The 25249-nt window shown below is 39.8% G+C and carries 25 protein-coding genes; 1 reads left to right on the forward strand and 24 read right to left on the reverse strand.

Features of this window, described 5'->3' with window-relative positions; all coding sequences use genetic code 11:
• Positions 1-10: 10 nt before the first annotated feature.
• From ACFO3D_RS06420 to ACFO3D_RS06440, 5 genes are all read right to left on the reverse strand, one after another.
• On the reverse strand, positions 11-772 hold the full coding sequence (locus ACFO3D_RS06420) for an ABC transporter permease (RefSeq protein WP_390293966.1): 762 nt from the start codon (positions 770-772) through the stop codon (positions 11-13).
• Positions 750-1547 carry an ABC transporter ATP-binding protein gene (locus ACFO3D_RS06425; RefSeq protein ID WP_390293968.1) on the reverse strand — a complete coding sequence of 266 codons (798 nt, stop codon included), beginning with the start codon at positions 1545-1547 and terminating at the stop codon, positions 750-752. The genes ACFO3D_RS06420 and ACFO3D_RS06425 overlap by 23 nt, the downstream gene beginning before the upstream one ends.
• 201 nt (positions 1548-1748) lie before the next feature.
• Positions 1749-2444, reverse strand: coding sequence for a CAP domain-containing protein (locus ACFO3D_RS06430; RefSeq protein ID WP_390293970.1), 696 nt, complete (start codon positions 2442-2444; stop codon positions 1749-1751).
• 363 nt (positions 2445-2807) lie between these two features.
• A complete protein-coding gene (locus ACFO3D_RS06435) occupies positions 2808-3350 on the reverse strand; it encodes a restriction endonuclease (protein WP_390293972.1) in 543 nt (180 codons plus the stop codon).
• Positions 3351-3521: 171 nt separating this feature from the next.
• Positions 3522-4238, reverse strand: coding sequence for an HNH endonuclease (locus ACFO3D_RS06440; RefSeq protein ID WP_390293974.1), 717 nt, complete (start codon positions 4236-4238; stop codon positions 3522-3524).
• Positions 4239-4337: 99 nt separating this feature from the next.
• Between ACFO3D_RS06440 and ACFO3D_RS06445 the strand changes: the two genes are divergently transcribed.
• Complete coding sequence (locus tag ACFO3D_RS06445) at positions 4338-4556, forward strand: hypothetical protein (protein WP_390293976.1); 219 nt, start codon at positions 4338-4340, stop codon at positions 4554-4556.
• A 109-nt stretch (positions 4557-4665) separates the two neighbouring features.
• On the opposite strand, the gene ACFO3D_RS06450 is transcribed toward ACFO3D_RS06445, so the two are convergent.
• The 19 genes from ACFO3D_RS06450 to ACFO3D_RS06540 all read right to left on the reverse strand — a co-directional run bounded on the left by ACFO3D_RS06450 (position 4666) and on the right by ACFO3D_RS06540 (position 24887).
• Positions 4666-5496 (reverse strand): MurR/RpiR family transcriptional regulator, encoded by an 831-nt coding sequence (locus ACFO3D_RS06450; RefSeq protein ID WP_390293978.1) that lies wholly within the window; start codon positions 5494-5496, stop codon positions 4666-4668.
• A 149-nt stretch (positions 5497-5645) separates the two neighbouring features.
• Positions 5646-7319 (reverse strand): alpha amylase family protein, encoded by a 1674-nt coding sequence (locus ACFO3D_RS06455; protein WP_390293980.1) that lies wholly within the window; start codon positions 7317-7319, stop codon positions 5646-5648.
• A gap of 104 nt (positions 7320-7423) precedes the next feature.
• Positions 7424-8143, reverse strand: a complete 720-nt coding sequence (locus ACFO3D_RS06460) for an N-acetylmannosamine-6-phosphate 2-epimerase (RefSeq protein WP_390293982.1) — start codon at positions 8141-8143, stop codon at positions 7424-7426.
• A 10-nt stretch (positions 8144-8153) separates the two neighbouring features.
• A complete protein-coding gene (locus ACFO3D_RS06465; RefSeq protein ID WP_390293984.1) occupies positions 8154-8792 on the reverse strand; it encodes a YesL family protein in 639 nt (212 codons plus the stop codon).
• Positions 8793-8812: 20 nt separating this feature from the next.
• Positions 8813-9682 carry a carbohydrate ABC transporter permease gene (locus tag ACFO3D_RS06470; RefSeq protein WP_390293986.1) on the reverse strand — a complete coding sequence of 290 codons (870 nt, stop codon included), beginning with the start codon at positions 9680-9682 and terminating at the stop codon, positions 8813-8815.
• Positions 9683-9696: 14 nt separating this feature from the next.
• Positions 9697-10551 (reverse strand): carbohydrate ABC transporter permease, encoded by an 855-nt coding sequence (locus ACFO3D_RS06475; protein WP_390293988.1) that lies wholly within the window; start codon positions 10549-10551, stop codon positions 9697-9699.
• Positions 10552-10663: 112 nt separating this feature from the next.
• Positions 10664-11971, reverse strand: a complete 1308-nt coding sequence (locus tag ACFO3D_RS06480; RefSeq protein ID WP_390293990.1) for an ABC transporter substrate-binding protein — start codon at positions 11969-11971, stop codon at positions 10664-10666.
• 209 nt (positions 11972-12180) lie between these two features.
• Positions 12181-13740 carry an FAD-dependent oxidoreductase gene (locus tag ACFO3D_RS06485; RefSeq protein WP_390293992.1) on the reverse strand — a complete coding sequence of 520 codons (1560 nt, stop codon included), beginning with the start codon at positions 13738-13740 and terminating at the stop codon, positions 12181-12183.
• A gap of 14 nt (positions 13741-13754) precedes the next feature.
• Complete coding sequence (locus ACFO3D_RS06490) at positions 13755-15272, reverse strand: DUF4127 family protein (protein ID WP_390293994.1); 1518 nt, start codon at positions 15270-15272, stop codon at positions 13755-13757.
• Positions 15273-15295: 23 nt separating this feature from the next.
• Complete coding sequence (locus tag ACFO3D_RS06495) at positions 15296-16501, reverse strand: alpha amylase family protein (protein WP_390293996.1); 1206 nt, start codon at positions 16499-16501, stop codon at positions 15296-15298.
• 24 nt (positions 16502-16525) lie between these two features.
• Positions 16526-17485 (reverse strand): ROK family protein, encoded by a 960-nt coding sequence (locus ACFO3D_RS06500; protein ID WP_390293998.1) that lies wholly within the window; start codon positions 17483-17485, stop codon positions 16526-16528.
• Positions 17486-17599: 114 nt separating this feature from the next.
• Complete coding sequence (locus ACFO3D_RS06505) at positions 17600-18322, reverse strand: alpha/beta hydrolase (RefSeq protein WP_390294000.1); 723 nt, start codon at positions 18320-18322, stop codon at positions 17600-17602.
• Between the two features lie 84 nt (positions 18323-18406).
• On the reverse strand, positions 18407-19141 hold the full coding sequence (locus ACFO3D_RS06510; protein ID WP_390294002.1) for a glycerophosphodiester phosphodiesterase: 735 nt from the start codon (positions 19139-19141) through the stop codon (positions 18407-18409).
• A gap of 60 nt (positions 19142-19201) precedes the next feature.
• Positions 19202-20179 (reverse strand): Gfo/Idh/MocA family protein, encoded by a 978-nt coding sequence (locus tag ACFO3D_RS06515; protein WP_390294004.1) that lies wholly within the window; start codon positions 20177-20179, stop codon positions 19202-19204.
• Positions 20176-20874 (reverse strand): hypothetical protein, encoded by a 699-nt coding sequence (locus ACFO3D_RS06520; protein ID WP_390294006.1) that lies wholly within the window; start codon positions 20872-20874, stop codon positions 20176-20178. Before ACFO3D_RS06520 ends, ACFO3D_RS06515 begins: the two co-directional genes overlap by 4 nt.
• 11 nt (positions 20875-20885) lie before the next feature.
• On the reverse strand, positions 20886-21719 hold the full coding sequence (locus tag ACFO3D_RS06525; protein WP_390294008.1) for a sugar phosphate isomerase/epimerase family protein: 834 nt from the start codon (positions 21717-21719) through the stop codon (positions 20886-20888).
• 29 nt (positions 21720-21748) lie between these two features.
• Positions 21749-22723, reverse strand: coding sequence for an acetylxylan esterase (locus tag ACFO3D_RS06530; protein WP_390294010.1), 975 nt, complete (start codon positions 22721-22723; stop codon positions 21749-21751).
• A gap of 22 nt (positions 22724-22745) precedes the next feature.
• Positions 22746-23798, reverse strand: coding sequence for a Gfo/Idh/MocA family protein (locus ACFO3D_RS06535; RefSeq protein ID WP_390294012.1), 1053 nt, complete (start codon positions 23796-23798; stop codon positions 22746-22748).
• A 33-nt stretch (positions 23799-23831) separates the two neighbouring features.
• The gene (locus ACFO3D_RS06540; protein ID WP_390294014.1) at positions 23832-24887 is read right to left on the reverse strand and encodes a Gfo/Idh/MocA family protein; all 1056 of its coding nucleotides are present in this window, start codon (positions 24885-24887) and stop codon (positions 23832-23834) included.
• Between the last annotated feature and the right edge of the window lie 362 nt (positions 24888-25249).

The following is a 25249-nucleotide window of genomic DNA, read 5'->3' on the forward strand; positions in this document are numbered from 1 at the left end:
CACCTTTCTATTATTTAACTAAGCCCCAACGCCTCATTACATTCTTTTCTAACTTGGAAAATACAAGCTGATCAACGATTGCTCCGATTAGTCCAATCATAATAATGATTGCGATTACCTGATCCATCCGGGCATAATCCTGTGCATACCTCAAGGAATAGCCAAGACCTGGTCCATTACTGAGTAATTCACCAGCCATTAACGCACGCCAGCTAAACGCCCAGGCAAGCCTGACTCCCGACATGAAATAGGGAATACTTGCAGGGACCTCAACCCGGTAAAATAATCCCAAGCCTCTTGCGCCCATGGTTCTTGCTGCTCTTACAAAATGTGGTGGGACGTTTTGAATTGCCGACCGTACATTCAACGCCATAACAAAGGTACCACCAAGTACAACAACGAATACAATAGCGAATTCAGTGAATCCAAACAGCATTAGGGAAAGAGGTACCCATACAATACTCGGGATACTTTGGAGGGCTATCAAATACATGCCCGCCGTTTCATCCGCCTGCCTCGATTTACCAAGAATCACACCTAAAGCCGTTCCAAACAGTATGGCCATTGATAATCCAAACAGTAAATGTTTAAAACTTGCTACTAATGCATTAACGAAGTCACCATCTGCAAATCCCCCGGACAATGCTGCCCAAACCTTGCCTGGTGACGGAAAGATAATATCCGGGAAAACATTCAGGGAAAATATAAGCTGCCATAAGCCAATTACTGCAACTAAAAACAATATCCGTTTAACGACTATATTGAATTTCATTTGATAACTCTTCCTCTAAGACTTTTTTTATTTCATCTTCAAGCAAATTCATCACTTTAGTTTCAATGTCAATGACCGCCTGATCGTCACGCCTTCTCGGTCTAGGAATATCGATAGGAAAATCGGCGATTACCCGACCAGGACGTGTCCCCATTACAACCACCCGGTCTGATAGTTTAATAGCTTCTTGAATGCTGTGCGTCACAAAAAGAATCGTTTTCTGTGTCTCTTGCCAGATTTTCATTAACTCATCCTGTAAAATATGGCGAGTCTGTTCATCCAGCGCTCCGAACGGCTCATCCATCAATAGTACTTTGGGGTTCATCGCAAGCGCCCTTGCAATTGCGACACGCTGCTGCATTCCCCCTGATAATTCATAAATATAGCTGTTTTTGAACCGGCTAAGATGAACCATTTTCAGAAAGTGTTCCGCCCGTTCGTTTGCTTCATTTTTATTCGCAACGCCTTTTAATGGAAATGTAACGTTATCCTGCACATTGAGCCATGGAAATAATGAAGGTTGCTGAAAAACCATTCCACGCTCCCGGCCAGCCTGGGTAATTTCCTTTCCCTCAAGCAAAATACTTCCGTTTGTCGCACGTTCAAGACCAGCTACCATGGAAAGCAAAGTGGATTTCCCACAACCCGATGGCCCTAAAATCGAAACAAATTCATTTTCAGATACTTCTATGTCAATATCAGAAAAGACTTCAAAGGATGATTGCTTTTCCTGATCTGTAAAGGTTTTTCCAACATGATTCACTTCAAGAAACAATGAACTTCCCCCCTTACATAATAATTCCTATCAACAAACTTGGTTATTACAGTATACTCATTCAGTTATATATGTGTCAATTTCTTTTATCCTCGAAAATGCTCAAAAGTCAGGACAAAACATGATAATTTATTTCTATTTAAAAAAGCGCCTATTATGTATCTCAAAATAGACGCTTTTTTTAAAATATATTCTCCCCAACTACCTCGGTGTCATAAACAACTGTGTCCAGTAGGTTCCATACGGCGGACCGGCACCTTCTACATAGCCAACACCTATATGGGTGAAGCCATCCTTCATAATATTTTTTCGGTGACCCTCACTGTTCATCCAGCCTTCTACTACCTGTTCAGGGCTGCGTTGCCCCGCTGCGATATTCTCACCGGCCATGCGATAGCTGAAGTCAAATTGATTCATCATCTCAAATGGTGAACCGTATGTTGGCGATGTATGACTGAAGTAGTTATTAGTCGCCATATCCTGAGACTTCTTTCGGGCAAGACTGCTTAAACGGTCATCTATTTTTAGTGGAGGTAAGTTCTCTTTTGCCCGTTCTTCATTGACAAGCTCAACTACCTCTTTCTCATATTTTGAAGGTTCTGTTACCACTAATTCCGATGTAGAACCTTGTTCTGACCCATTCGAATCGGGTTTTATCGGATCAGTTTCCTTCCCTTTAGGAACTTCCATCTCCGTGAACAGCTGGACAAAGTTCTTTTTAATTCCCTCTATATTTATACCCTTATCAGCGATCCATTTCTTTATATCTAACGTCCATCTTTCAACAGTCGCTGTTTCTGGTTGCTCTGCGTTCCACGTTTTTTGTACTGTCTCCGGTGTTTGAATGGACACCATAAATAAAATAGCGACAAGCACAAATAATCGTTTAAAAGACATTTATGCTCACTCCTTCGCTTTCGGTTCTTTCACCTAAACATATCATTCTTGTAATACCGTGTCTATTTCCCATTTCTGGGACAAAGGGGTCTGACCCCCATGTCCCACCTCTTTTTCTTCAAAAAAATGAGCAGTTCAATTCACATTAAAATCCAGCCGCTCTTTAAATAAACGGCTGGATGTCTTTAATGATATTGATTTAACTGAGGGTATAATTATATCCTTTAAAAAGTTACGGGAATACGCCGGAGACTATGTTTAGACTTTTTCACGCTTCTCTTTAGAACCTTCTTTGTGATCTATGTCACCTGGTTGTTCCATTTCTAATTGAAAAGTCACTAAGTCTGTCACGATAAAATTATCCTAACTTACCACTCTATCGCTTTTCTTCTCCTCTAACATCCACTCCATTAACTGTTTACGATCAATTAATCTAACTTGATTTGACCTTGCTAAACTTTTCGCTTGTTCAGTAAAATAGCTATTAGTAACCACCCAGCACTCGTCTGCTTTATAGTGGCTTCTTGCTGATGCTATTTCCTGAACAGCTTTCACACCAACATTTTTCTTATATCTTTTGGCTTGAACAATAATCTTATTTTCTTTTGTTGATAAAATAAGGTCTGCCCCATAATCTCCGCTTGCTGGGGTCAATTTCACAACATAACCTTTAGCCTTGAACAAGGTCTGAAGATACTCTTCGAATTTTCTTCCTCTCATTTTATCAACTTCTGAAATACCTGACTTCCTAAGTTTTTGCTCTCTTATACTATTTATTGTTAATAAAAATAAAAAATAACAACCAATCATCACGCAGATGCCTATCGCAAGTGATGGCTCGGCAGTTAACAGAGACCAAAATATATCTATACTCATTTTAAATCCTTCTAAAAGGCCTAATTCCATACTAATCTTCTCCTATTGAGGTGTCAGACAAGGTAGCATCCACCTCTAACTATTTATCTTTAATACTAAAATACCACATTATGTAAATTAAATCCGCAATAGAAGGAAAATTTTTCAAGCAGGTATCCATTAAAAAAGGCGCAGCTTCCTAAAAAGTGCGTCTCTTATCAATTACTTTCCAGTAGAAATACATATACCTGCACCACAATCCTGCATGACTGAGTTAGATATTATACTAGATTGGCCTAATACTGTTCTATCGGGCAGTAGTGATATTCCGTAACCGTGATAATACATTTCTGCCCTTAAGTCGATATTTCCATCGCTTAGTTTGAACTCCATTAAAATATCTCCTTTACTCCGATTAATCTTTAAATGACCTGGAGAATAACTTATATCCCATAGTTTAGGAGTTTGATAGGCAAACCACTCGTTATCCTTTATTTCTGCCACTAACATATCCTTTGAATCATAAAACTTTGCATTTAATAAGGCGTTATCATCATTATCAGGAGTTATTGTTATAAGCGATTGATTGTCCACAATTAAAATCTTTGGAGTTCTAATATAAACATTAGAACCTACCCTTGTTCTAAGGGCAGAATAATTGGACAGGAAAAAGTCTTTTGATATATGGTTTTTATCCCTGTTAAATGGATTTTCTCTGAATTTATTAATACTACCTAATGGGATTTCACCACAATCCGCTCGATGATGATGTTCAGGACATAACGCAACTAGGTTGTCTGAGGAATGCTCTTTAACACGGTGAAAGGGAACTATATGATGATACTCTATAATGGGATTCCCGCAAATAATACATCTAAAATAAGCTGCTTTCCTAACCTTTCGTTTTAAAGGCAGTGGGATATATCTTTCATTACTCACAATATCAACTTCCTTTTTAAAGTGAATTAAATTTAAAGCAATAATTCTGTGTTAGGACAAAACTCCCGTTTCATATATTGAGACAGGGAGGAATTGTGAATGACAAACATCAAGATTACAGCAAACCAGATTAAAAGCTGTTTAATGAAGACAGAACTGGCTGAAGGGAAAAATAGACTGAATCCCTTTTGCGAGTCTATTGGCTATCTTGATGAAAAACCTGTAAGAAGAGATCATCGAAGTTATTATCCATTGCGCAGGATATGTTGGGTATCCGAAGGCTGTTCAGGCCATGGGCATGGCTGGGGAAGTTTTTAGGGAGAATAATAAAGAGACGGGGAAGTAGGCTACCTGACTTCTCCGTCTCTTTTTTTATTAGTTATCAAATTTATATCACCTGCCACTTATAGACATTCATAAATCCGCCTTAATAAATTTTACTAACTACCGCCGAAGCTGTCTTACTTTGCATCTCTACAGCTTCATCTTTTTCCAATAGCGCAATTCCTGTACATAATAAATCCACGACAAACAACTGGGATATCTTTGCTATTAAGGATCCGCCTTCTAGAGGGGATTCTTTAGCGCCTCCAACTAGTACAATGTCAGCAAATTGGGTGATTGGTGAGCGGGAGTAATATGTGATAGCAATTACCTTGGCGCCATTGTCTCTTGCTAGTTTAACGGATTCAATCGTATCCCTAGTAGAACCTGAGATACTGAGTGCAATGACCACATCATCCTCGGTTAAAGTGGCTGCAGACATGGCTTGTAAATGAGAATCGGTTATGGCATCTGTATGAATACCGATGCGAAGGAACCTGCTTTTGGCATCTACTGCTGTGATTCCTGAACTTCCAACTCCAAAAATATGTATCGATTTGGCCTGCCTAAGTATTTCAAGTGTTGCACTTAAATCCTCCTCGCTAATCATAGAAGCAGTGTTATTAATCGCAAAAACCGTGTTTTGAGCGATGGACTGTATTAAATTCTCAGAGTCAGATTCGTTTTTTTCCTTTTTGTCCTCAGAAATATTTTGTGCAATAGTTAACTTGAATTCCTGGTATCCTTTTAGGCCTATTTTGCGGCAAAATCGTAACACAGTGGTTTCACCGACGCCGGCTTCATCCGCAAGATCTGTTACTGAATAAAATATCACTTTTTCTAAATTCTCTAACACAAAAATAGCTACTTTTTGTTCGGAATTAGTTAAAGATGGATAATAACTATTAATAATTTCTGTAATTGGCTTTTTCATATGGGGTAACACCTTCATTCTTGTTCCTCCCTTCATTTTTTAATCTGAGATAACTAATACGAAATCGCTTGGCTATTTCAGAAAGAAAGGGGCTGGCCCAAAAGGTCACAAGAAGGCGAATAGCTCGCCTTCTTTTCACCTTTTTTAAATTAATTTGACCTAATCTGTTTTAATAATCCTGGGTTTTGGTGAGGTGATTTCGTTTTGTTGTCAAACACCTCTTCTAGTAGTGGCCACCAATCATACATTTCAATGTAAACCAGGTCGAACAACATAATCCCATGCATCTTTTCCTCTGTCATTCTAATCGCCCGCTTAAAGGCTTCTGGTCTATCTTGATATTGAAGTAAAAACAGACTTCCATAGACAAATGTATCATATTGTGTCGCTTCCATGCTAAGATCAGCAGCACCCTCAACACTATACCAGGATGGTAACTTGCCTTCTAATTCTTCAACCGTGACATCCCCATAATAGAGACCGGTCATCAAGAAGTCTAGGTGATTAGCATAGCCAGTTTCATTATAGTTGTCTGCAGTCCAATCATACTCTGGGAAATAGTCCTTACTTCCCCAGTTCACACCCTCACTATAATACAATGGATACCAGGATCCGACATAGGTATTGAACAATACATCTGAATCCAAGTCACGGATGAATTCTTTGGTAGCCCCAAAATAGTCATGAATATTCTGGGCCCGCCACTTGATCCATTGTTTATAGAACGGCCCTGGATTGATTACTTTTTCATTACCCTTAAAGGTTACAGTATAAATATCCTCTGGCCAATTTGTAACTTCCTGACCGATAGCTTCTTCAAATTTCTCACGGCTTAAGTCACTGAAGTCAGTGTATATATTATTGTATCTTGCCCGGTCCAAGGTTAAACCATCAATATCGTAATTGGTAACTAATTCCTCAATTACATTCCATGTATACTGTTGAACTTCCGGATTGATCGGATTCATAAAAGCTGCGGGTCCAGCTGTTTCGGACACTGGTTTTAAATCCGTCTCGACACTCGAAATGTCAATTTGTTCGCCAACCTCTACATTTTCAAGAAGCCATTGTCTTGCTTCGCCATGTCCAGACAAAACATATCCATTTTCCGGAACGGGAGGACCCTCCCCACCAATAACAACCCGGTCAACAATGTCTGTAACGACACCATTTTCCACAACAACCTCTATTCCCCACCGATTTGTTGGCGTTAAATCATTATTTTCCGGTGTATAAACAATTAGTGTACCTGAACGCCTCGTTTGGTCAAATCCGTCAATTGCGTGTGTATTACCTTCCGCTTCCGTAACCACTCGGTTGACATCATACACAATCGTCTGCCAATCCGGGTTGTCGATTGCAGGCCCTTCATTATAAATGGTATCCCCCGCTGAGAATGTATTGATATTTAGATGAACCTCAATGTCATATTTTTTAGCTTCGTTCAGAACTGTTTCAATCAAGTCATAATCTTCTGGATACCAGTTATATTTAGGATTTTTTGATTCACTCAAATGCGGCGCATATTCACTTTGATACGGCACAAAACCACTACGATTTTTAACATCCAGAACAATACCATTAATGTTAGCATCTGCCGTTTTTGCAACGATATCTGCTACCTCTTCAGGAGTGTCCAAGTTTTCCAGGTTAGCACTTAGGTCATACCATAGTATTCTTGATTTCATATTCTTGTTTTGTACTAAGTCTTTAACCGTGTCTTCAGTTGATCCATTATCTGCATACGTTGGTATTGAGGTGAAAAGGACTACCATGGTGACAATCATTGCTGAAAAAAATTTAATCATCGACTTTTTTCTCATTCATTCACCACTCCCTTAATCTAATAAGATAATTTATATTTACTCCACCCAAATTTTGATTGTTGAAGCCCCCCTCTCGTAGGCAGATTCGAGTAATTCATAAGTTAATCTAGAAGCCCATCCACAAATATTTTGGTGATATATTGCGGTCTGGTTATAGCTGAACCAACAATAACTGTATGTGCGCCTTTTTGGATCATTTCTTTCGCTTCCTTTGGATTCCCAATTCGCCCTTCGGCAAAGATAGGGGCATTTGTCACATTTACTAGCCTTTCTACTAGCTCCATGTCGGGACCGGGTTCTTCCCGTTTGGTATATTCGGTGTATCCCGATAAAGTCGTTGAGACAAAATCAACTCCAAGCTTCAAGGCGTATAAGCCCTCATCCACCGTTGAAATGTCTGCAAGAATGAATTTATTATGTTCTTTTATATAAGAAATTAATTCTTCAATTGATTCCCCATTTGGTCGTTCGCGTTTTGTTGCATCAATGGCGATAACATCTACTCCGACCTTCAAAAGTTCATCTACTTCTCTTTTAGTTGGAGTAATGTAAACGTTGCTATTCTCATAATCCCGCTTTACCAGTCCAATGATTGGAAGGTTGGTAGCTTGTTTAATGGCTGAAATATCTTCCATACCATTCGCCCTAATGGCCACTGCCCCGCCTTCATCAGCTGCCAAAGCCATCCTAGCCATGATATGAGAGCCGTAGAGAGGCTCTCCCTCAAGCGCTTGGCAGGAAACAATCAATTTCCCTTTTATTCGGTTTAACAGTTGAGTTTTTTCCATTCGCTTCACCACAGTCTGTTGTTTTTCTAACATTGAAACTTTTCTACTCCGCAACACTTTTTAATTTTTCATACCTTCGATTGATTTTGTTTCTGACGATTTGATTCATACAGGCAATCCAAAGAATAATACAACTTCCAGTCAGGAAGAATAAGGTACCTGGAAACCTGTATGACACATACAATAATCCGGCGATGCCCGTTAAGTTAATCACGGTCCAGTGAATATAAGATAAGCTGGTAAAGAAAGCTGTTATGAACAATTCTTTTACTTTAACCTCAGATTTTAATAGAATCGGAAAGATATATAGGCCGGTAATCGTAATAACTATTAGCAGTAAACCCAGCAGTATCATAACTGGCACTTTCATCAGTAGTACGTCTATCTGACTAAAAAAGTTTAAATCTACAACAATAATTAGTATCGCAATCCCCATTAGGAATCCTACAACCTGGGATCGGATATAGCTTTCTTTGAAATTTTTCCAGAATTCCTTCCAAACAGATAAATCCGTATTTCCTTTTATCCATTTATCCGCCACTGCAAAGGAAGCTGTGATAGCCGGGAAAAAGCTAAAGAGGACTAGTCCACTGACACATGCTAATAAAAATACCAGGTTAAGCCTTACTAATCGCATGAACCATTCAAAGGCTTCAAATATAGTAGTTATTGCTGAATTCATTCGTTTCACAACCTTTTTGTTTATCCTTTTACCGAGCTTGAGTATGCGGCTTCAATAAAGTAACGCTGGAACGCTACAAATACTACAATGACTGGAGTCAGCGCGATTAGCGCACCAGCAGCAATTAATCTAGTATTTGCAGAGAATGCTCCTTGTAATTTATAAAGCCCTAACGTAATCGGATACATATTTTGGTCATCCAAAATAAGCAATGGCCATAGGAAGTTATTCCATGAGGATATAAAACATAATATCGCTAGCACACCTAGCATTGGTTTTACCATTGGAAACATTAAACTCCAAAAGATTTGCCATACATTTGCTCCATCAATGACAGCCGATTCCTCAATTTCTCTTGGTATTTCTTGAAATCCTTGCCGCATTAGGAAAATACCTAGAGGTGTAATGGCACCAGTAATGATAATACCAGTGTAGGTTCCCATTAAACCTAGCATGTCAATGACTAGATATACTGGGATCATTGTTACTTCATTTGGAATCATCATAGTGGCAATAATCAAAATGAAGATGACATTCATTCCCCTGAATTTCATCCTTGCCAATGGATAAGCTGCAAATGAGCAAAATATTAACGGTAAAATAACCCCAAAGAAGGTTAGGATTACTGTGTTAAGTAAATATCTTGGAATAGGCAAGGTTTTCCATACAGTAATAAAGTTCTCGAGGGTCAGGGTCTCAGGTAAAAACTGGGGTGGTATCGAAAATATAACCTCGTTTTGCCCCTTAAGTGAAACAGACAATGTCCAAAGGAATGGAATAATGGTAATACAGGTTAATAGGATTAAAATGGAATAGGATATCACTTTGTTAATTATTTTTCTACGATTAAATCCTTCCTTTGAAGAATCCGACGCAATAGATTGAGACATATTATTCCCCTCCTCTATTTATTGGGGTTATCAAGCAATTTCTGGTTAATCAACGTGATAATTAGAATGATGACGAACAATATAAAGGAAATTGCACTCGCATAACCCATATCTAAGTTCGTAAATGCTTCCTCAAACACAAGCAATACGACCGTGGTGGATGCATCTAATGGGCCACCAGAGGTCATCGTCAGCATTAAGGTGAATTCTTTGAATGCCCCCATTGTGGAAATAACGGCGACAAAGAAAATCATTGGTTTAATCATCGGCACTGTGACGTACAGATGTTTTTGCCAAAAGCTTGCACCATCGAGTTCACTGGCTTCATACAGATCTTTCGGGACACCCTGTAATGCCGCTAAGTAAAATAGCATATAGTAACCGAATCCTTGCCAGACTGTTACAAATGCAAGTGCAGGCATGACGGTAGAAGTTTCGAGTAGCCAGCTAATTGGATCAACACCAAACAAACTTAGAAAATAATTTATAATTCCATCTGTAGCGAACATCCACTTCCACAATATCGCTGTTATTACAACGGATACCAGGACTGGGAAATAATAAATCAAACGAAAGATTTTAATCCCTTTTAACTTTTGATTTACTAAAATAGCTACCAAGATAGGAAGAACAACCAGTGCAGGCGTAACTAATACCCAATAATAGATTGTTGTGAACATAGCCTTACGAAAATCTTCATCCTGAAAAGCTCTTATGTAATTCTCTAATCCAAGAAATTCAATAGGCTGGAATACATTATAATTTGTAAAACTCAATACCAATGCTGCAATACTAGGTATGAATGTAAATACGGTTAGTAATATAAGTGGGATGGCAAGAAACCCCCATGCATGCCTAGCCTTATACATACTCTTACCTCCTTGAGAAACCGCTTTATATTAAAGAAATAGGGTCATCCCCCTCTAACTTCCATGATCTGGAGATGATGCATACCACCTAAAGGGGGATTGACCCTGGAACCTACTCTAATACACTGTTTACTTTTTGTTCGGCTTTTGCTAGCGCATCTGCTGGATCAACATCATTTAAGATGACTTGCTGGAATGCCTCCTGAATTGCTTCTATTACCTGCGAAACATTTTCAACTTGAGGACTCATATTTTCAGCATCAGCTAATGATTGAGCTGCAAAGTAACGTCCGCGAGTTGTTGCATCTTCAGAATCTTTACCTTGATCAAAGAACTCATTATTTACTGCCTCTTTAACTGGTGGAAGTACCGAAGCTAATTTACCAAACTCTAATTGATTTTCTGCATTTGTAACGAATTTAGCAAATGCGACAGCTGCATCTTTAGACTCACTGTTAGCAGCTACTGCGATATTCATTGGGTTAGCATGCTGTTTTCCAGCTGTTCCTTGAAGCGCTGCAGCACCCATTGATTTTTCATATACCTCAGGAGATAAGTCTTTTACTTGGCGGAATAGCTGGGGACCTGTAGCCCACCATGCAACTTTTTCAGAGGCATATAACTCAGCCATAGAAACTTGGTCTAACATGACATCTAATTCAAATAATCCTTGTTCATGATACTCTTTGAGTTTCGTCCATAATTCTACTGCTTCCGGTGTATTAAACGCTGCCGCCGTGTTATCTTCATTCAAGATTGGAATGCCATTTTTCGGGAATAATAGATGCATTTCACCTTGAACGTATTCTCCACGGGCACCTGTTTTCTCATAGATTTCTTTTGACATTTCCCACGCCTCATCAAATGTAGTAGGAGGCGAATCAAATCCCGCTTCTTTTAAAATTTCAGGGTTATAGATTAAACCACTTGTTGTCGTGTACCAAGGTAGTGCATAAACAGTACCGTTTACCCCACCTGTTTTCCAAAGTCCTTCAAAGAAGGTGTCCTTTACATCGGCTGCTGCTTCATCCATATTAACTAGCCCACCCATGGCACCAATCTTTTTGACAAACTCTGTGTTTAAGTTCATAACATCTGGCAGATCACCGCTAGATGCTGCAGTAAGTACATACTGTTCAACCTGATCGTATGGGACGTCGTTAATGGTAACGGTTACATCTGGATGCAACTTTTCAAAGTCTTCTTTCAGACCATTCAAGTACTCTTCAAATGTTGGAAACAATGAAATCGTCATAAATTCGACTTCACCAGATAATTCTCCATCTTTACCTTCTGTATCCCCAGCATTCGCGTCATTATTCGAGTTGCCAGAGGTCTCATCGCCAGAGCACGCTGCAAAAAGTATTAACATAATTCCTAAGAGGCCTAATAACAAGAAACTTTTTTTGAACTTTTCCAACCTAATTCCCCTCCATATTTAAACTTATTTGGAGCAATACTTCTTTTTTATTAAATAAACAGAAGAATATCTCCACCATAATTATAGGCTTAGTCCATATTGATTGTCAATTGCATTTTCAAAAATAAAATAATATTTTTAAAACTCCAAACAATCGACAAAACTCGAGTAATGTTCATGAGGACCACGCTCCACGCGGCCCCGTTCTCCTAAAATGCATGTACTTCTGGCCAATGGATTTCTACCCCTAAATCAATCAAGATATCTTGAAGCTCTTTGGTCATTTCTTTGCTCTTATGTACATCTTGTGGCTTAACATGGTGTTTCAGAGAAAAGGCAGCAAGCGCCCCAGCCGCTTCCCCGATATTCCATTCCACCGGATGCACCCTAAAACAACCGTTAGTCAGTTGGGTTGTACCAATATTCTTGCATGCTGGAATCAGGTTTTTCACCCTTACAGGCACCAAACTTCCTAGTGGGATTTCAAACGGATAACTTTTCGCATAAAATAATCTATTTTTCTCGGTAGTCGGGTGCAAGTCTATTCGGTATGCTCCCACCCCAACCGAATCTTCTAACTTTCTTACTCCTTCTTGGCCTCTAAGATCGGCGTTAATATCCTTTTCCGTAACAGTGTGCGCTGCTTTTATCCTTCTAGATTCTCTGATATACGGATGCATCGCTAGTCCATCCTTTGTTCCAACTACATCCGGACGCAATTTAAATCCTGGATATCCTTTTACACCATATGGCCGTGGTGCTTCTGTTTGCAGCCAATACAAGGTTGATAGGCTCAATTGACGCGCTTCTTCCAAATGCTTCTGTTTATTCGCATCACTTACATCAATAATGGAACCAAGCCAGTAATCATTCTGAGGCCAGTTGATCAACGATAAATCTCCGTCAAAAAAGCCATCTTCAAATTGGGTTTTATCGATAATTCTTCTATACTCCCACATGCCAAGCGAATCGCGCTCTGTGAAGAAGGGCATTTTTTTTGATTCTCCATTATGGGCCTGTGGAATAAATTCACTCAGCTGCATATGACTTAAGAATGGTGCTTGATAATCCCTCCAGAAGTCATACATGTCTGGCTTTGCAATCGTAAAGTCGCCACCCTCAACATATTCGAGTGCAAACACATGCGTAATAGATTGAATATCCTGTGGAATTGTCTCAGGTAAAGCATTCGGTTCCCCGGTATCCTCTCTTGATTCCGCGCCAACGACATACTCTATCCCAGCAAGCGGTAAAACATCTCCAAGCTCGGTGGCGTCCAGAAAATAAGCTGTTTCAATTACCTTTTCCTGTTTTGTATAGAAATCCTGAACCACGACCTTCTTGACCTCGTCCCCATCTACTTCTACCCGTACAGGCTTATGATTCAGTAACAGTTCAATTCGGCCATTGGATAGATAAGGCTGCAGCATTTCATATAAAATAGTTAACGCGATCTTTGGCTCATGGGCAAGCCGACTGACCCATGCATTTCCAGGATTCAACCGCTCATTCCGTAATCCTGCTTCCTTTAACGGATAATTCTTTTTATAATAATCGCGAACACGATTCCGGTACTGCCTATATGTTTTAGAACAGCCAAAATGTTCAATCCAAGGATGTTCATCCGGTGGGACGGCCTGGCTCGTTAACTGTCCGCCAATCCAATCCGTTTCCTCTGTAAGCACAACCTTATTGCCCAACTTAGCTGCGGTCAATGCCGCCAGACAACCACCAATCCCTCCGCCGATAATCGCTATATCTCTTTGCAAACAAACACCCCATTTCATTCTGATAAGTTACTGGATGTTAACTGTATTCCGATTTCAAACGTTCTGTTCCATGGTAGATAGATATCCTCAATGGTGTAGTTTTCCGTCAAACTGTTGACTTGCTCCATTTCCTGCTTATAAACTGTTTTTACCTTTTCTGTTAGTTCATCAACAGGAAGAGATTCCTCATCTTCCAGTTCGGCTCTGACTTTTTGTCTAGTAATAGATTGGTAGAGGTAGTCATCCAAATACCTAAGTAACAGCTGTCGTCCTTTTTCCACCTTGACATCTATTTGGTTTTGATTAGCCAAAAAAACCAAAGCTGATTGTGCAATCGTTGTTCCAAGTGTATTTCCCGCCGTATTCCATGCAGCAAAGCCTGATAGCTTATTCAAATTTATAGTATGTAGCAGTTGATCTATCAAGACAGTATCCGCACCATTCGCATAGGCAACATCCGCCACTGCGACTGGCTTACTTCTTTCTAAGTAATACCTTAGTTTTCTGCCCCATTCGCCAATATTGCGGTCATTCGTATCTACTTCTCCAAGGTTCATCTGCAATGCTAGGTCACCCTGTCTCCCACCAGGGACATTTACACCAATAATGATATCCGCTTCACCGGGAGATTCCACCGTATGACTACCAAAAGCATACACCTGACCTTTTACTGATTCCTGAATTGCTCGGTCCTCATACATGGCAGTTGATAAAGACCCTTTTGTTCCACTGTAGATTGGATAAAAGGTTGGATATCTTTCCCCTTCCAGTTCATAAATCATTCGGGCTGTTAGGACACTGGCCACTTCATCCGCACCGGGATAAATATAAATTTGATTGAATAACTTCCTTTTCCTGCTCTCCTGAGACAGCCTTTCCTGTTCCTGAATATTGAAGCCAAATTCGCTAGTATCATCCTGCGGGAAAATGAGAAGATCCATCATACCTTTTTCAATATAGTCAATCAGGGATAAGTTAATTTGGAAATTCCGCTCACGAGTTGTTTCATAGTCTTCCAAGACCCACCTTGGAATTTTCTCCTTTATTTCTTGTACAATCTGCTCGTCTTCCTCGACTCTTAACTTTTGAGAACGATGGGAGTGAAAGGAATATTTCCAGATTTCCTTTCCATAGATATCCCAGTAGTCCTTTTCCTCCTGGTTAACATAGCTATTGGACAAACGCATCGTGGAACTAAATGCCATTAATTTTAACTTGGGGTACTTTCGCTTCAGGTTTAGAAAGCCTTCAAGCCGTTTTAACAGAAAATCCCGTTCCTCCGTATTGACCCTGGAAGGTACCAGGCCACCATATAAAACCATGTCCATGGAAACAATCATTCCATCCACACTTGGGGCAACCTTATCAATCCACTGATCTAATTTATCCAGTTCCGCTGGTTCTTTTAAAAATCCCAGTATATCTTTAGGCGGCAAAACCGCTTCCCAGCCTCCAAGCTTCGCCAAGTCCCTCGGTAAATCATACGTGACCGGTCTTGCATCAACAGGAATTATTGCAATTTGTTTGTTCATGTTTTCCCCCACTTGCTCTTGGATTATTTCCCGGAATTAGATTTGACCAATTCATCCCTTAGGACATCCCACCAGTTGTACTCTTCCAAATAAACGGTATCAAAAAGCATCACACCAGCAGATTTTTCTTTACACATCTTAATTGCGCGTCTAAACTGCTCAGGGTCACCTTTGTAGTTTTTCAAAAACAAACTAGCAACAAAAGGAATGCTGTCATTCACTGCATCCAAGCTTATGTCCGCTGCGCCTTCTACACTATACCAATAATCAGGAAGTGCCTTCTCCTCCGCCTCTTGTCGTGTCACATCATAGTAGTAGCAACCAGTCATAAGAAAATCAAGTTGTTCAGCAAGACCGGACACATGATATGTATCAGAGGTCCATTCCAGATTCGGGTGGTAGGTCTCACTTCCCCAGTTCACACCTTCACTATAATAAAGTGGGTACCAGGATCCTACGTAGTCCGCAAACAATGGTAATTTTTCTTTAACAACAGTTCGTGCTTTTTGGAAAAATGCCTTAATATTACCCGCACGCCACTCGGCCCATTTCGGAAAATATTCTCCAAATACGACAGACTTATCCTCTGCGATGGTGAAAATATCTTCTGGCCAGTTCTTGAGGGGTTCACCAATATAAGCCTCAAATCCCTTACGACTCAGTTCACTAAAATCACCATACACATTGGGATAACGGCAACGATCTAGTACCACCCCGTCTAAATCATACGTGCAAACCTCTTTGATAATATTGATCTCATGCTCCACCACTTCCGGATGAATCGGATTTACGAAAATAGTATCCGCATCTTTATATTCCGCAGCATTCGATTCCGAGGCAACCGCATCATTGTAGAACGTAACCTTCCACTCATCTTTATCATAAGCAATCCCGTCCCTGGAAGCAGTTGTTCCTTCTGAAAATACATCGACATTTGCCAAGACCTTTACATCATAATCCTTAGCTGTACTTAAAAATTCTTTTAGGAAATCACGTTCCTTCCACATATCAAACCTTCCATCTGACCACGTGCTTACATGATAGCCGTATTTACTCGGATAGGTTGTCTGACCAAATGGAACTTTTGCATCAATAATGAGATGCGTAATTCCCGATTTAATTGCATTGTCCAGTAACTTTACTTGCTCTGCCTCATCCGAAAGTCGCTTTCCATTTGCTAAAAAATCCACCCACAATATGTTAGCGTTTTCATTGAATGTAAAACTCACCTGAAAAACCCTCCTTTTATTCTATTAATCTACCTTTTTATGAAACCACGCTTGATAAGCAGCACCGATAAGTCCAGCATCATATCCCAAGTTTGAAATAACAATATCAACGGATCGAATCAAGGATGTCATGCCCTTGTCTTGAATCGAATTCTTGATCGCTTTTGCAATCCAGTCCCGCTCTTTGACCAATCCTCCACCCAAAACAACTACCGATGGATTGAACGTATGTATCAAGCTAACAATTCCATAGCTAAGTGCCTGAATTGCCTGATCTATCGTTTCTTTTGCGAGTGGTAAGCCTTGGTCGTACAACTGGAAAACTTCCTTGCTGGTGAGTAGATTCGGGTTCTCCGTGTACGAGCTTACGTCTGTTCGAGATAGTTTTTCTCGCATGCGATTAGCAATCCCAGTTCCAGATGCATAAACTTCCAGACACCCGTTGGAGCCACAATTACAAGCTGGTCCATTCATATCTACTGTGATATGACCTAATTCAGCTGCTCCGCCCCACTTCCCTCGGACCATTCTACCGTTCGAAATGACTCCGCCGCCGACCCCAGTACCAAGTGTAAGGCAAATTAAATCCTCTGTACCTTTGGCATTACCTAAGGCGTACTCCGCAATGGCGAATGTGTTGGCATCGTTATCCAGCCATATTGGCAAATCGGTATATCGCTTTAGAAAATTATAAATATGTATATCATTCCAGTCCTTAATATTATCCGTACCAGAAAGAATTTTCCCCGCCTTGTAATCTACTTGACCAGCTGAGCCAATGCCGACACCTACAAGTTTTATACCTTCCTTTTCAGCATACAGGGTGCTTCGGGTCACAATTTCTTTGATGCACTCTAATACCATCTGACTGGATTCCTTAGGTGTTGGATAAATCTTTTTACAAACCACTTCTCCGTCTTGGTTAACCAAACCTGCAGCTATTTTAGTTCCCCCAATATCAATCCCGATACTCCGTTCCTCCATACGTTCCCCCCTATCTTATCTGAAAATGTTTTCCTTTATTATACATTTTTAAGGAGATATTCTCCACTTTTGAGTATAGTATATTCTAAATTTACAGCCAATTCAACACTGAATCTAATTACGCAAGAAAAACTCCAATGCCTCGGGTAAATTTCGTTTCCAGAACTCCCATAAATGGCTTTCCTCTTTTTCTTTAAATAGAATAATTGGAACTTTATTTTTTAAGCGTTCATAAAGCACCTTATTCCTCGAATAGATATACAGTCTTTCGTCGGTAATCGTAGAAATAAATTCATCCTCATAAACTCCAACGGTTTGATACACTTTCAAATCAAGCTTTTCTCTCTTTACAACAGCATCTATATCCCCTTCTGTTATGGCAGCAGATTGAAGTAAAAGGTGGGTCCACAATTCGGGATTAAGAGCAGCGATGTTTAGACTAATATTCCCTGCAAGCGAATCCCCGATTAGGCCCCTTTTCACTATCGTAAGATTTTTAAATCGTTGCTTGAGGTCAGATTCAACTTCTGGGATAAATTCTTGATACATAAAATCCATATACTGTTGAAAATACTTTCCTTTCCTATGATAGGAATGCCATCTTTCTTCCGAAGTTCCAGGATGAATCAATACGAGTAGCAATTTATTCATAAGTTCAGGAAAATGTTTTTTTAATAGCTTATAAGTATCTTCTACTCCACCCAGTTCCAGATAGTCATTTCCATCTTGAACATATAGGAGATAGGCTTCATCTATTACTGAATCAGGCAAGACATACTGGTATTCAATTGTTTTATCTAAGAGGTTACTATAAAAATAATGGGTCGTCCTGTTCATATGACTCCTCCTCGTATCATGTTTACCGGATATTTCACATTGGATAGCAGACACTTTTAGCGGGCAATAAGACATGACAGAATATCAGCGAGAGATTGCTTCCCTTAGTATGACCGCCCGTTCAGGAAAATCCGTTATAATAGCCGAACAACCCAATCGGATAAATTTCTCTATCTGCTGCTCTTCATTAATAGTAAACGGTCGCACTGGGCAACCGATTTGCTCTGCATACTGGATCATTTCATCATTCATTCCATACAGGTGTGGATGCAGGCTAGTTGATCCCAAGGTTTTAGCATAATTCCATGGCTGATAGAGCTTTTCCGAGTATAAAATTGCACAATCAATCTCGGAATCTAGTCGGCGGACCGTATTCAACCCAATATGATTAAAAGAAGAAATAACCGTTTGCTCTTTTAATCCGTACCGATTCACCTCTTGTAGCACGTTCTCCTCTATCCCTGGATAGTCTAAGTAAAAAACGTTTTTCAGTTCAATATTAACTAAGAGCTTCTCCTGTTTGACCCAAGCCAGTACCTCGCCTAATTCTGGAATGGTTTCCCCCGAAAATTCGCTGGTAAACCAGGAGCCTGCGTCCAGCTCTTTTAACTCCGCCAACGTAAAGTCTTTAATATGCCCTGTTCCATTCGTCGTTCGGTCCACTGTCTCATCGTGAATCACGGCAAGCTTCCCATCGCTTGTTAAATGGACATCCAACTCAATCCCATCTGCACCAACACGTTTAGCCTCCCGATAAGATGCCATCGTATTTTCTGGATGTGTACCAGCACTACCCCTGTGTGCGAAAATCTTGGTCATGTTCTCCTCCTCCTAAGGGATACCAGTCCCACTTGTCTCTATTTGATGCGTCAACTTAAATCATAGTTTTATCTTTGTTTTTCTATTACTTGATTCATAGGCTGCAAGTGCAACTTCCATCGCTTTTAAACCATCATATCCACTAATGGAGGGTTCTCTTCCTTGTTTAACACAATCTATAAAGTCTTTAATCAATCCAAGATCCATATCATTGCCAAAGAAGACATTCGATAAAGCTTTGTCCTCACCACTTGTATATAATCTAAAGTGTTCTTTTAAAGCATCCACCTTAACAGTTTGCTTTGTTCCAATCACTTCAATTGTTACGTCTCCCCAAGTCGGATACTCTGCAAATCTCGACCAGCTTGCATCATGGGAAGCTATTATTCCATTCTCAAACTCAAGAGTAAGAATACCAGCATCGTCGATTGGGATATTGTGAAAATAAGAATCGACTAATGAATATACTTCGGTAACCTCCATGCCTGAATACCAACGCATGATGTCAACCATATGTACAGTATGATCCAGAACTGCTCCGCCTCCAGACATTTTTTCATCAATAAACCATCCACCGGGATTCTGACCACGATTGGTCGTACGAAATGCTAAAATATCTCCTATTTCACCCTCATCAATTAACTGCTTTAATCGTTGAATAGGAGTGCTAAACCGAACCGGGAAGGCAATTTGCAGAATCACATTATTTTCATTACATGCTCTTATCATTTCCTCTGCATCTTCCACGGTAGTAGCAATTGGCTTCTCACATAAAATATGCTTCTTCGCTCGTGCAGCCTGCAGGACCATTTCCTTGTGATGGACATTTTCACTACAAATAATAACTGCATCCATTTCCAGTTCCAGAAATTGATCTTGCTCGGAAAAGTATAACGTATTATATTTTGTGGCGGCTTCCTTTCCCCGTAAACCGTCATCATCAAATACTCCAACTAATTCCACATTTGTTAGTCGCTTTAAGCAATCGGCATAGCTATGGGCATGCATATGTGCAAAACTCATTATACCTACCTTCATTGCTGGTCACCTCCCTGAACCAGGTCCGTTAAATATTTATGACGCTTCATTATTTCGCCATCAACTTTATGCGATAGCGCCAAAATGGAGTCCACATTATACGACAATGGAAGCGAACTGTTACCCGCTGGTTCCACAGGGTGCATTTCAGTACTACTAAACTCGATTATTTTTTTATTTCCGCTCCACTCCAACTCAATCAAATCTTCATTAGAAAAGGTGTAATCCAAATGTGCCATCGTACCACCACCAAAATTCACTGTAACTATGACATGATGCGGTGACACATTTCGATTAGTTTGTTTAACATAAATGCATTCAGGCTTTCCAAATACTGTATCCAACACGTATAAATCATCTGCTATAATTAATTCGTTTTTATTTTTCATAATCCTTCTTAATCGAAAAACACCTTTAGGACTTGGGTCGCTCGTTATTACATCCCTCACTTTTTGAAAAAAAGGATATAACTCTAGCTCAAAATATACATGCAACCCATTAGGACTGTCATTTGGACGAAACATAGAAGATGGAATGAAAGCATTTTTTAAATCCAGTACATTTCCATAATTGTTTCGATCTATCAATAAAGTTCCGTCACTATCTCTTTCAGACTCCGAATCTACCAGATGAACATCCTCAAGTGAGTTTTGAAAATCAATTCGATCTACATCTGCGACGATAACTTTTCTCATTATAGCTCCTCCTACTTAAGTAGCTCTCTTAACCGGTTTACCGCTTCCTTATTGGCGATTTTTGGATCCTCTAATCCTTCATACTCAATGGATAACCAGCCATCATACTTTATTTCTTTTAGACCATTGACAATATAGTCTAGGTCTACTTGTCCATCCCCGGGAACAGCACCTATAAGTTCGACACCTTGTGTGGAACGAAATCCGTTTACGTCCTCATTTGGATCTTTTTTACGAAAGTCCTTAAAATGAACATGCACAATTTCTTTCTTCAGCCGATCAAATGCTTCTTTTGGATCCTGATGAACTAACAGGAAGTTTCCTGTATCAAATGTTGACTTTACATATGGGCTATTTACTTTTTCAATTATCTCTGCAACTTGTTCACTCTTCCCTGCCAGAAGCCCGTGATTTTCTATTGCAAGATAAACCTGTTCGCTCTCTGCAACTTCGGCCGACTTTTTAAGCCCTTCAACAATCCAGTCCTGTCCATCCTGGTAGGTTAATTCTCCATGTATGTCACCGCAAAATACCCGTACAATATTAGTGCCCAACTGTTTGGCTACTTTGATACCATCAATTACTTTTTCCACTTCATCTGCCCGTTCCTCAGCGGAGCCCTTTACAAAATTATTGGTTACATCGTAAGCAGAGACAACTAAATTATATTTTTGTAATACATTTTGCACTTCTTCGATTTCCTTCTCTTTGTCCTGCCAATAAATATCCAGTAATTCTACCCCATCCAGATTAATAGTATTCGCTAATTCAATGAAATCCACCGCCGACCAATTTTCCTGTCTCACTGTTCGATTAACACTATACATACTTACACTTATTTTCATATGTCCTCCATCCCATCTTTAAAATTCCTTTATACCTGTAATTGTGTTGCCACAAACTCAATCTTTTTCTCCTCATGGAAAGGATTTCCCTCATGGGTAAACTGTGGGTATACTTCAATATGCTTATCACTTGATGAAATATGATTATAAGCGGCAAATACTGTTGAGGGTGGAGTTGTTGAATCTTCCAGGCCCACCGCCATCAAAACCGAACATGTAATGGCTGAACAAAAGTGTACACTGTCTATGTATCCGAGTGTTCTCATTACTTCATTTTCTTTCTTGTATAAGGGATCATTCCATTTGAAATAATTGATGATTTCCATATATGGACCAGTCAGAGCTACCTCCAACGCACGTTCAAAGTGGGCGATAAATGGCCAGTCTGAGACTACGAAGTCCATATGTCCATCTAACCCTGCAGCAACAAGTGCAAGCGCACCACCCTGCGATGCCCCCATAGCACCAACTTTTGTAGCTTTTACAGGAAAATTCTTTGAACGAATCCAGTTTAATTGCAGCATTATGTCACGGTAGACATTCGTATAGTAATAGTCAGAATGTGCATCTATTCCTTTCAGCATCCATCCCGGAATCCTGCTTCCATTCGCATAACGGGCATAATCCGGCGAGGAACCTTGACCACGAACATCAAAAGAAATAACAGCAACCCCTAAATTCAACCATTTTAAGTAGTCAGCCGCTAACCCTCGACTGCCAGTGTATCCATGAAAGGAAACTATAACCGGGCATTCTGTTAGTTCCTTTGGTTTAATGAATAGGCCCTTTAATGGTGTGGTATCAAAGCTTTCCAGCACAATATCAGCTACTTCAGCAGTAGGAACAGGATAATCCCGCCAGTCCACGCTAAAATGAGGCATCACATTTTCTAATCTGGTTTTTTCCCTATACCAAAACTGATCAAAATTATCCGGCTTATTTATTAGCTCCGGGTTATAATCTCGTAGTTCATTCATTGGAAAGTCAGCAACCTTCCTGCCCATTCATCCCTCACCTCCATATCATCTACAAATAAATCTCCTTTCCGGTTTCAGCAGATTCATAGATTGCATTCAGCATACGCATTACCTGAACACCATCTGACACCGGTGCAATATTTTCTTTACCCTCCAAACAGCAGTCCACAAAATGATTAATTTCATTTGAAAATGCTTGGTTAAAATCAAAACTTATCGAATCAATTTGCGGCATTACATTTAAAATGGTATTGTGTTTCTCCGTGACAATGGCTAACTCCGGCTCAATTTCTGCCCCACCTTTATCACCAAAGAGCTTTACATATATTTCATCTTTTTTGGCATGCAAGGTGAAACTGACATCAACTAAGATGGAAGCCCCATTATCAAATCGGATCATTGCGTTGGTTAAATCCTCCACATCATTTTGCGTTGGATCATAATCTGCAGCTTTATAAAAGGATAAATTTTGAATATGGCTCCGGTTACCCAGCCGCTTATACGTATTCCCACTGACGGAGACGGGGGTTGGTTTCCCCATGAAGTACCAACAAATATCAATCATATGCACACCCAGGTCTATCAGTGGGCCACCTCCAGACTTAGTACGATCGCTAAACCATCCACCCGGGTTACCTAATCTACGGATACAAGATGCTTTGGCGTAATAAATTTCTCCAAACTCGTCGTGGTCAAGGAATGTTTTTAACAGCTTTGCATTGTTACCATGCCTACGAACAAAGCCAACCTGTAAAACCTTTCCCGACTTTTCAACGGCCGCTTCAACAGCCCTAGCCTCCTCAATCGTCATACTCAGTGGTTTTTCAACTAAAACATGTTTTCCAGCTTCCAGTGCAGCAATCGCAATTTCCGCATGTGAATTATTCCAGGTACAAATACTTACCGCATCAACAGTGTCAGCGTTTAATAGTTCGTTATAATCGGCAAATAAATGTTTAACACCATACAGAGCGCCTTTTTCTTTTAGCCTTTGTTCATTTACATCACAAAAGGCAACTAAGTTCACTTTGTCATTGTTTAGATATGGATTGATATGTAACTCTGAGATAGTACCTACACCAATTATTCCAACCTTCAACATAAAAACTCTCCTCTCACGTCTGCAATATTAACCTTAAAATTGAATCTCCCTTTTCTTATCCGATGATTCATATATTCCCTGTAGCATTTTCACTACTTCTCTCCCATCCTCCCCAGAAATAAGAGGCGTCGTACGTGTTTGAATACATTCAATAAAGTGTTCAATTTCATCTTTAAATGGGTCATTTTCTACAAAATGCGGGCTAGATGTTACAAAGTTACCGTCAATTTCTTCTTTGTAAACTGTAAGGGGTACCAGACTTGCTCCTCCTTTGTCACCTAAAAGTTCAATCTGAATACCTTCGTCCTGCTTGCCATTCATAGCCCAGGCTATTTCCAGCGATAGCACAGAACCATTCGAAAATCGTATCCATGCCGCTCCAAAATCCTCCACATCAAACACCTTATTTGCGTTGATATACTTATTCCTCGATTCCCAGGTGGATACATGTTTTGTTTGATAAGTACCTAAAGCAGCTAATGTTTTTCCGGTGATCGTTTCAACATCAGGAGTCCCCATTAACCACCAGGCGAGATCAAGTGCATGAACCCCGATATCCATCATTGCACCCCCGCCAGCCAATTCCTTATTAGTAAACCACCCCTGTGGTGTTCCACGCCGCCTGAATAATTTAGCTTTGGCATAATAAATTTCTCCAAAAGTTTCTTGCTCAACGTACTTCTTTAAGATAGTAGCATCTGTACGAAAACGATGTGTCATCCCAACCATAGTAAGAACCTTTTTTTCTTCTGCAAGGTTTAGATAATCATTTATCTCATCCTCGGCAGTCCCAATCGGCTTTTCAATGAAAACATGTATCCCTTTTGCTGCAGCCTTTTTTGCCAAAGAAATATGCGTCAGATTTGGAGTGCAAATCAGGACAGCATCCACCTTTATAGAATCCAACAATTCATCCATCGTGGTAAAAAAGTAAGAGATTTGATGAGTACGAGCGATATTCTCAGCATGATTAATAGAAATATCTACTACTGCCTCTATAGTTACCTCCGGGTGTTGTTTTAAATACTTTAGATGGGTTGCTTCAGCAATCGCGCCCACCCCAATAATTGCTACTTTTACATCCTTCAAATTATCATCACCCTTGTTGGAATAGTCTACTAGTTTAAAAGGAGTTATTATTCATAAAAAAATAAATTTGTGGAGATTTTCTTTATTGTAATCGATTTCATTATAACATTATCGTTTCATTTTTCCTTAATTTTAAAATATTTTTTAAAAAAAGATTTATCACCTAAACAGAGCAGCGTTTCATTGCCGGTCCTGTAGTTTCAGATTTTATTAATTATTAATTGGAGTTGGCTTCGACTTCCGCTTAAAAAAGCCACCTCGCGCCCCTGATTCGACAAAAGCTACAGTTTTAGTAATCATTTTCTCTGACTTCAGGCATGTTGTTCTTTTTTTCCGTTGGAATTCCCACTTTCAACAGTTTT

It is taken from the genome of Virgibacillus kekensis (assembly GCF_042654125.1).
In the GTDB taxonomy this organism is placed as follows: domain Bacteria; phylum Bacillota; class Bacilli; order Bacillales; family Amphibacillaceae; genus Lentibacillus; species Lentibacillus kekensis.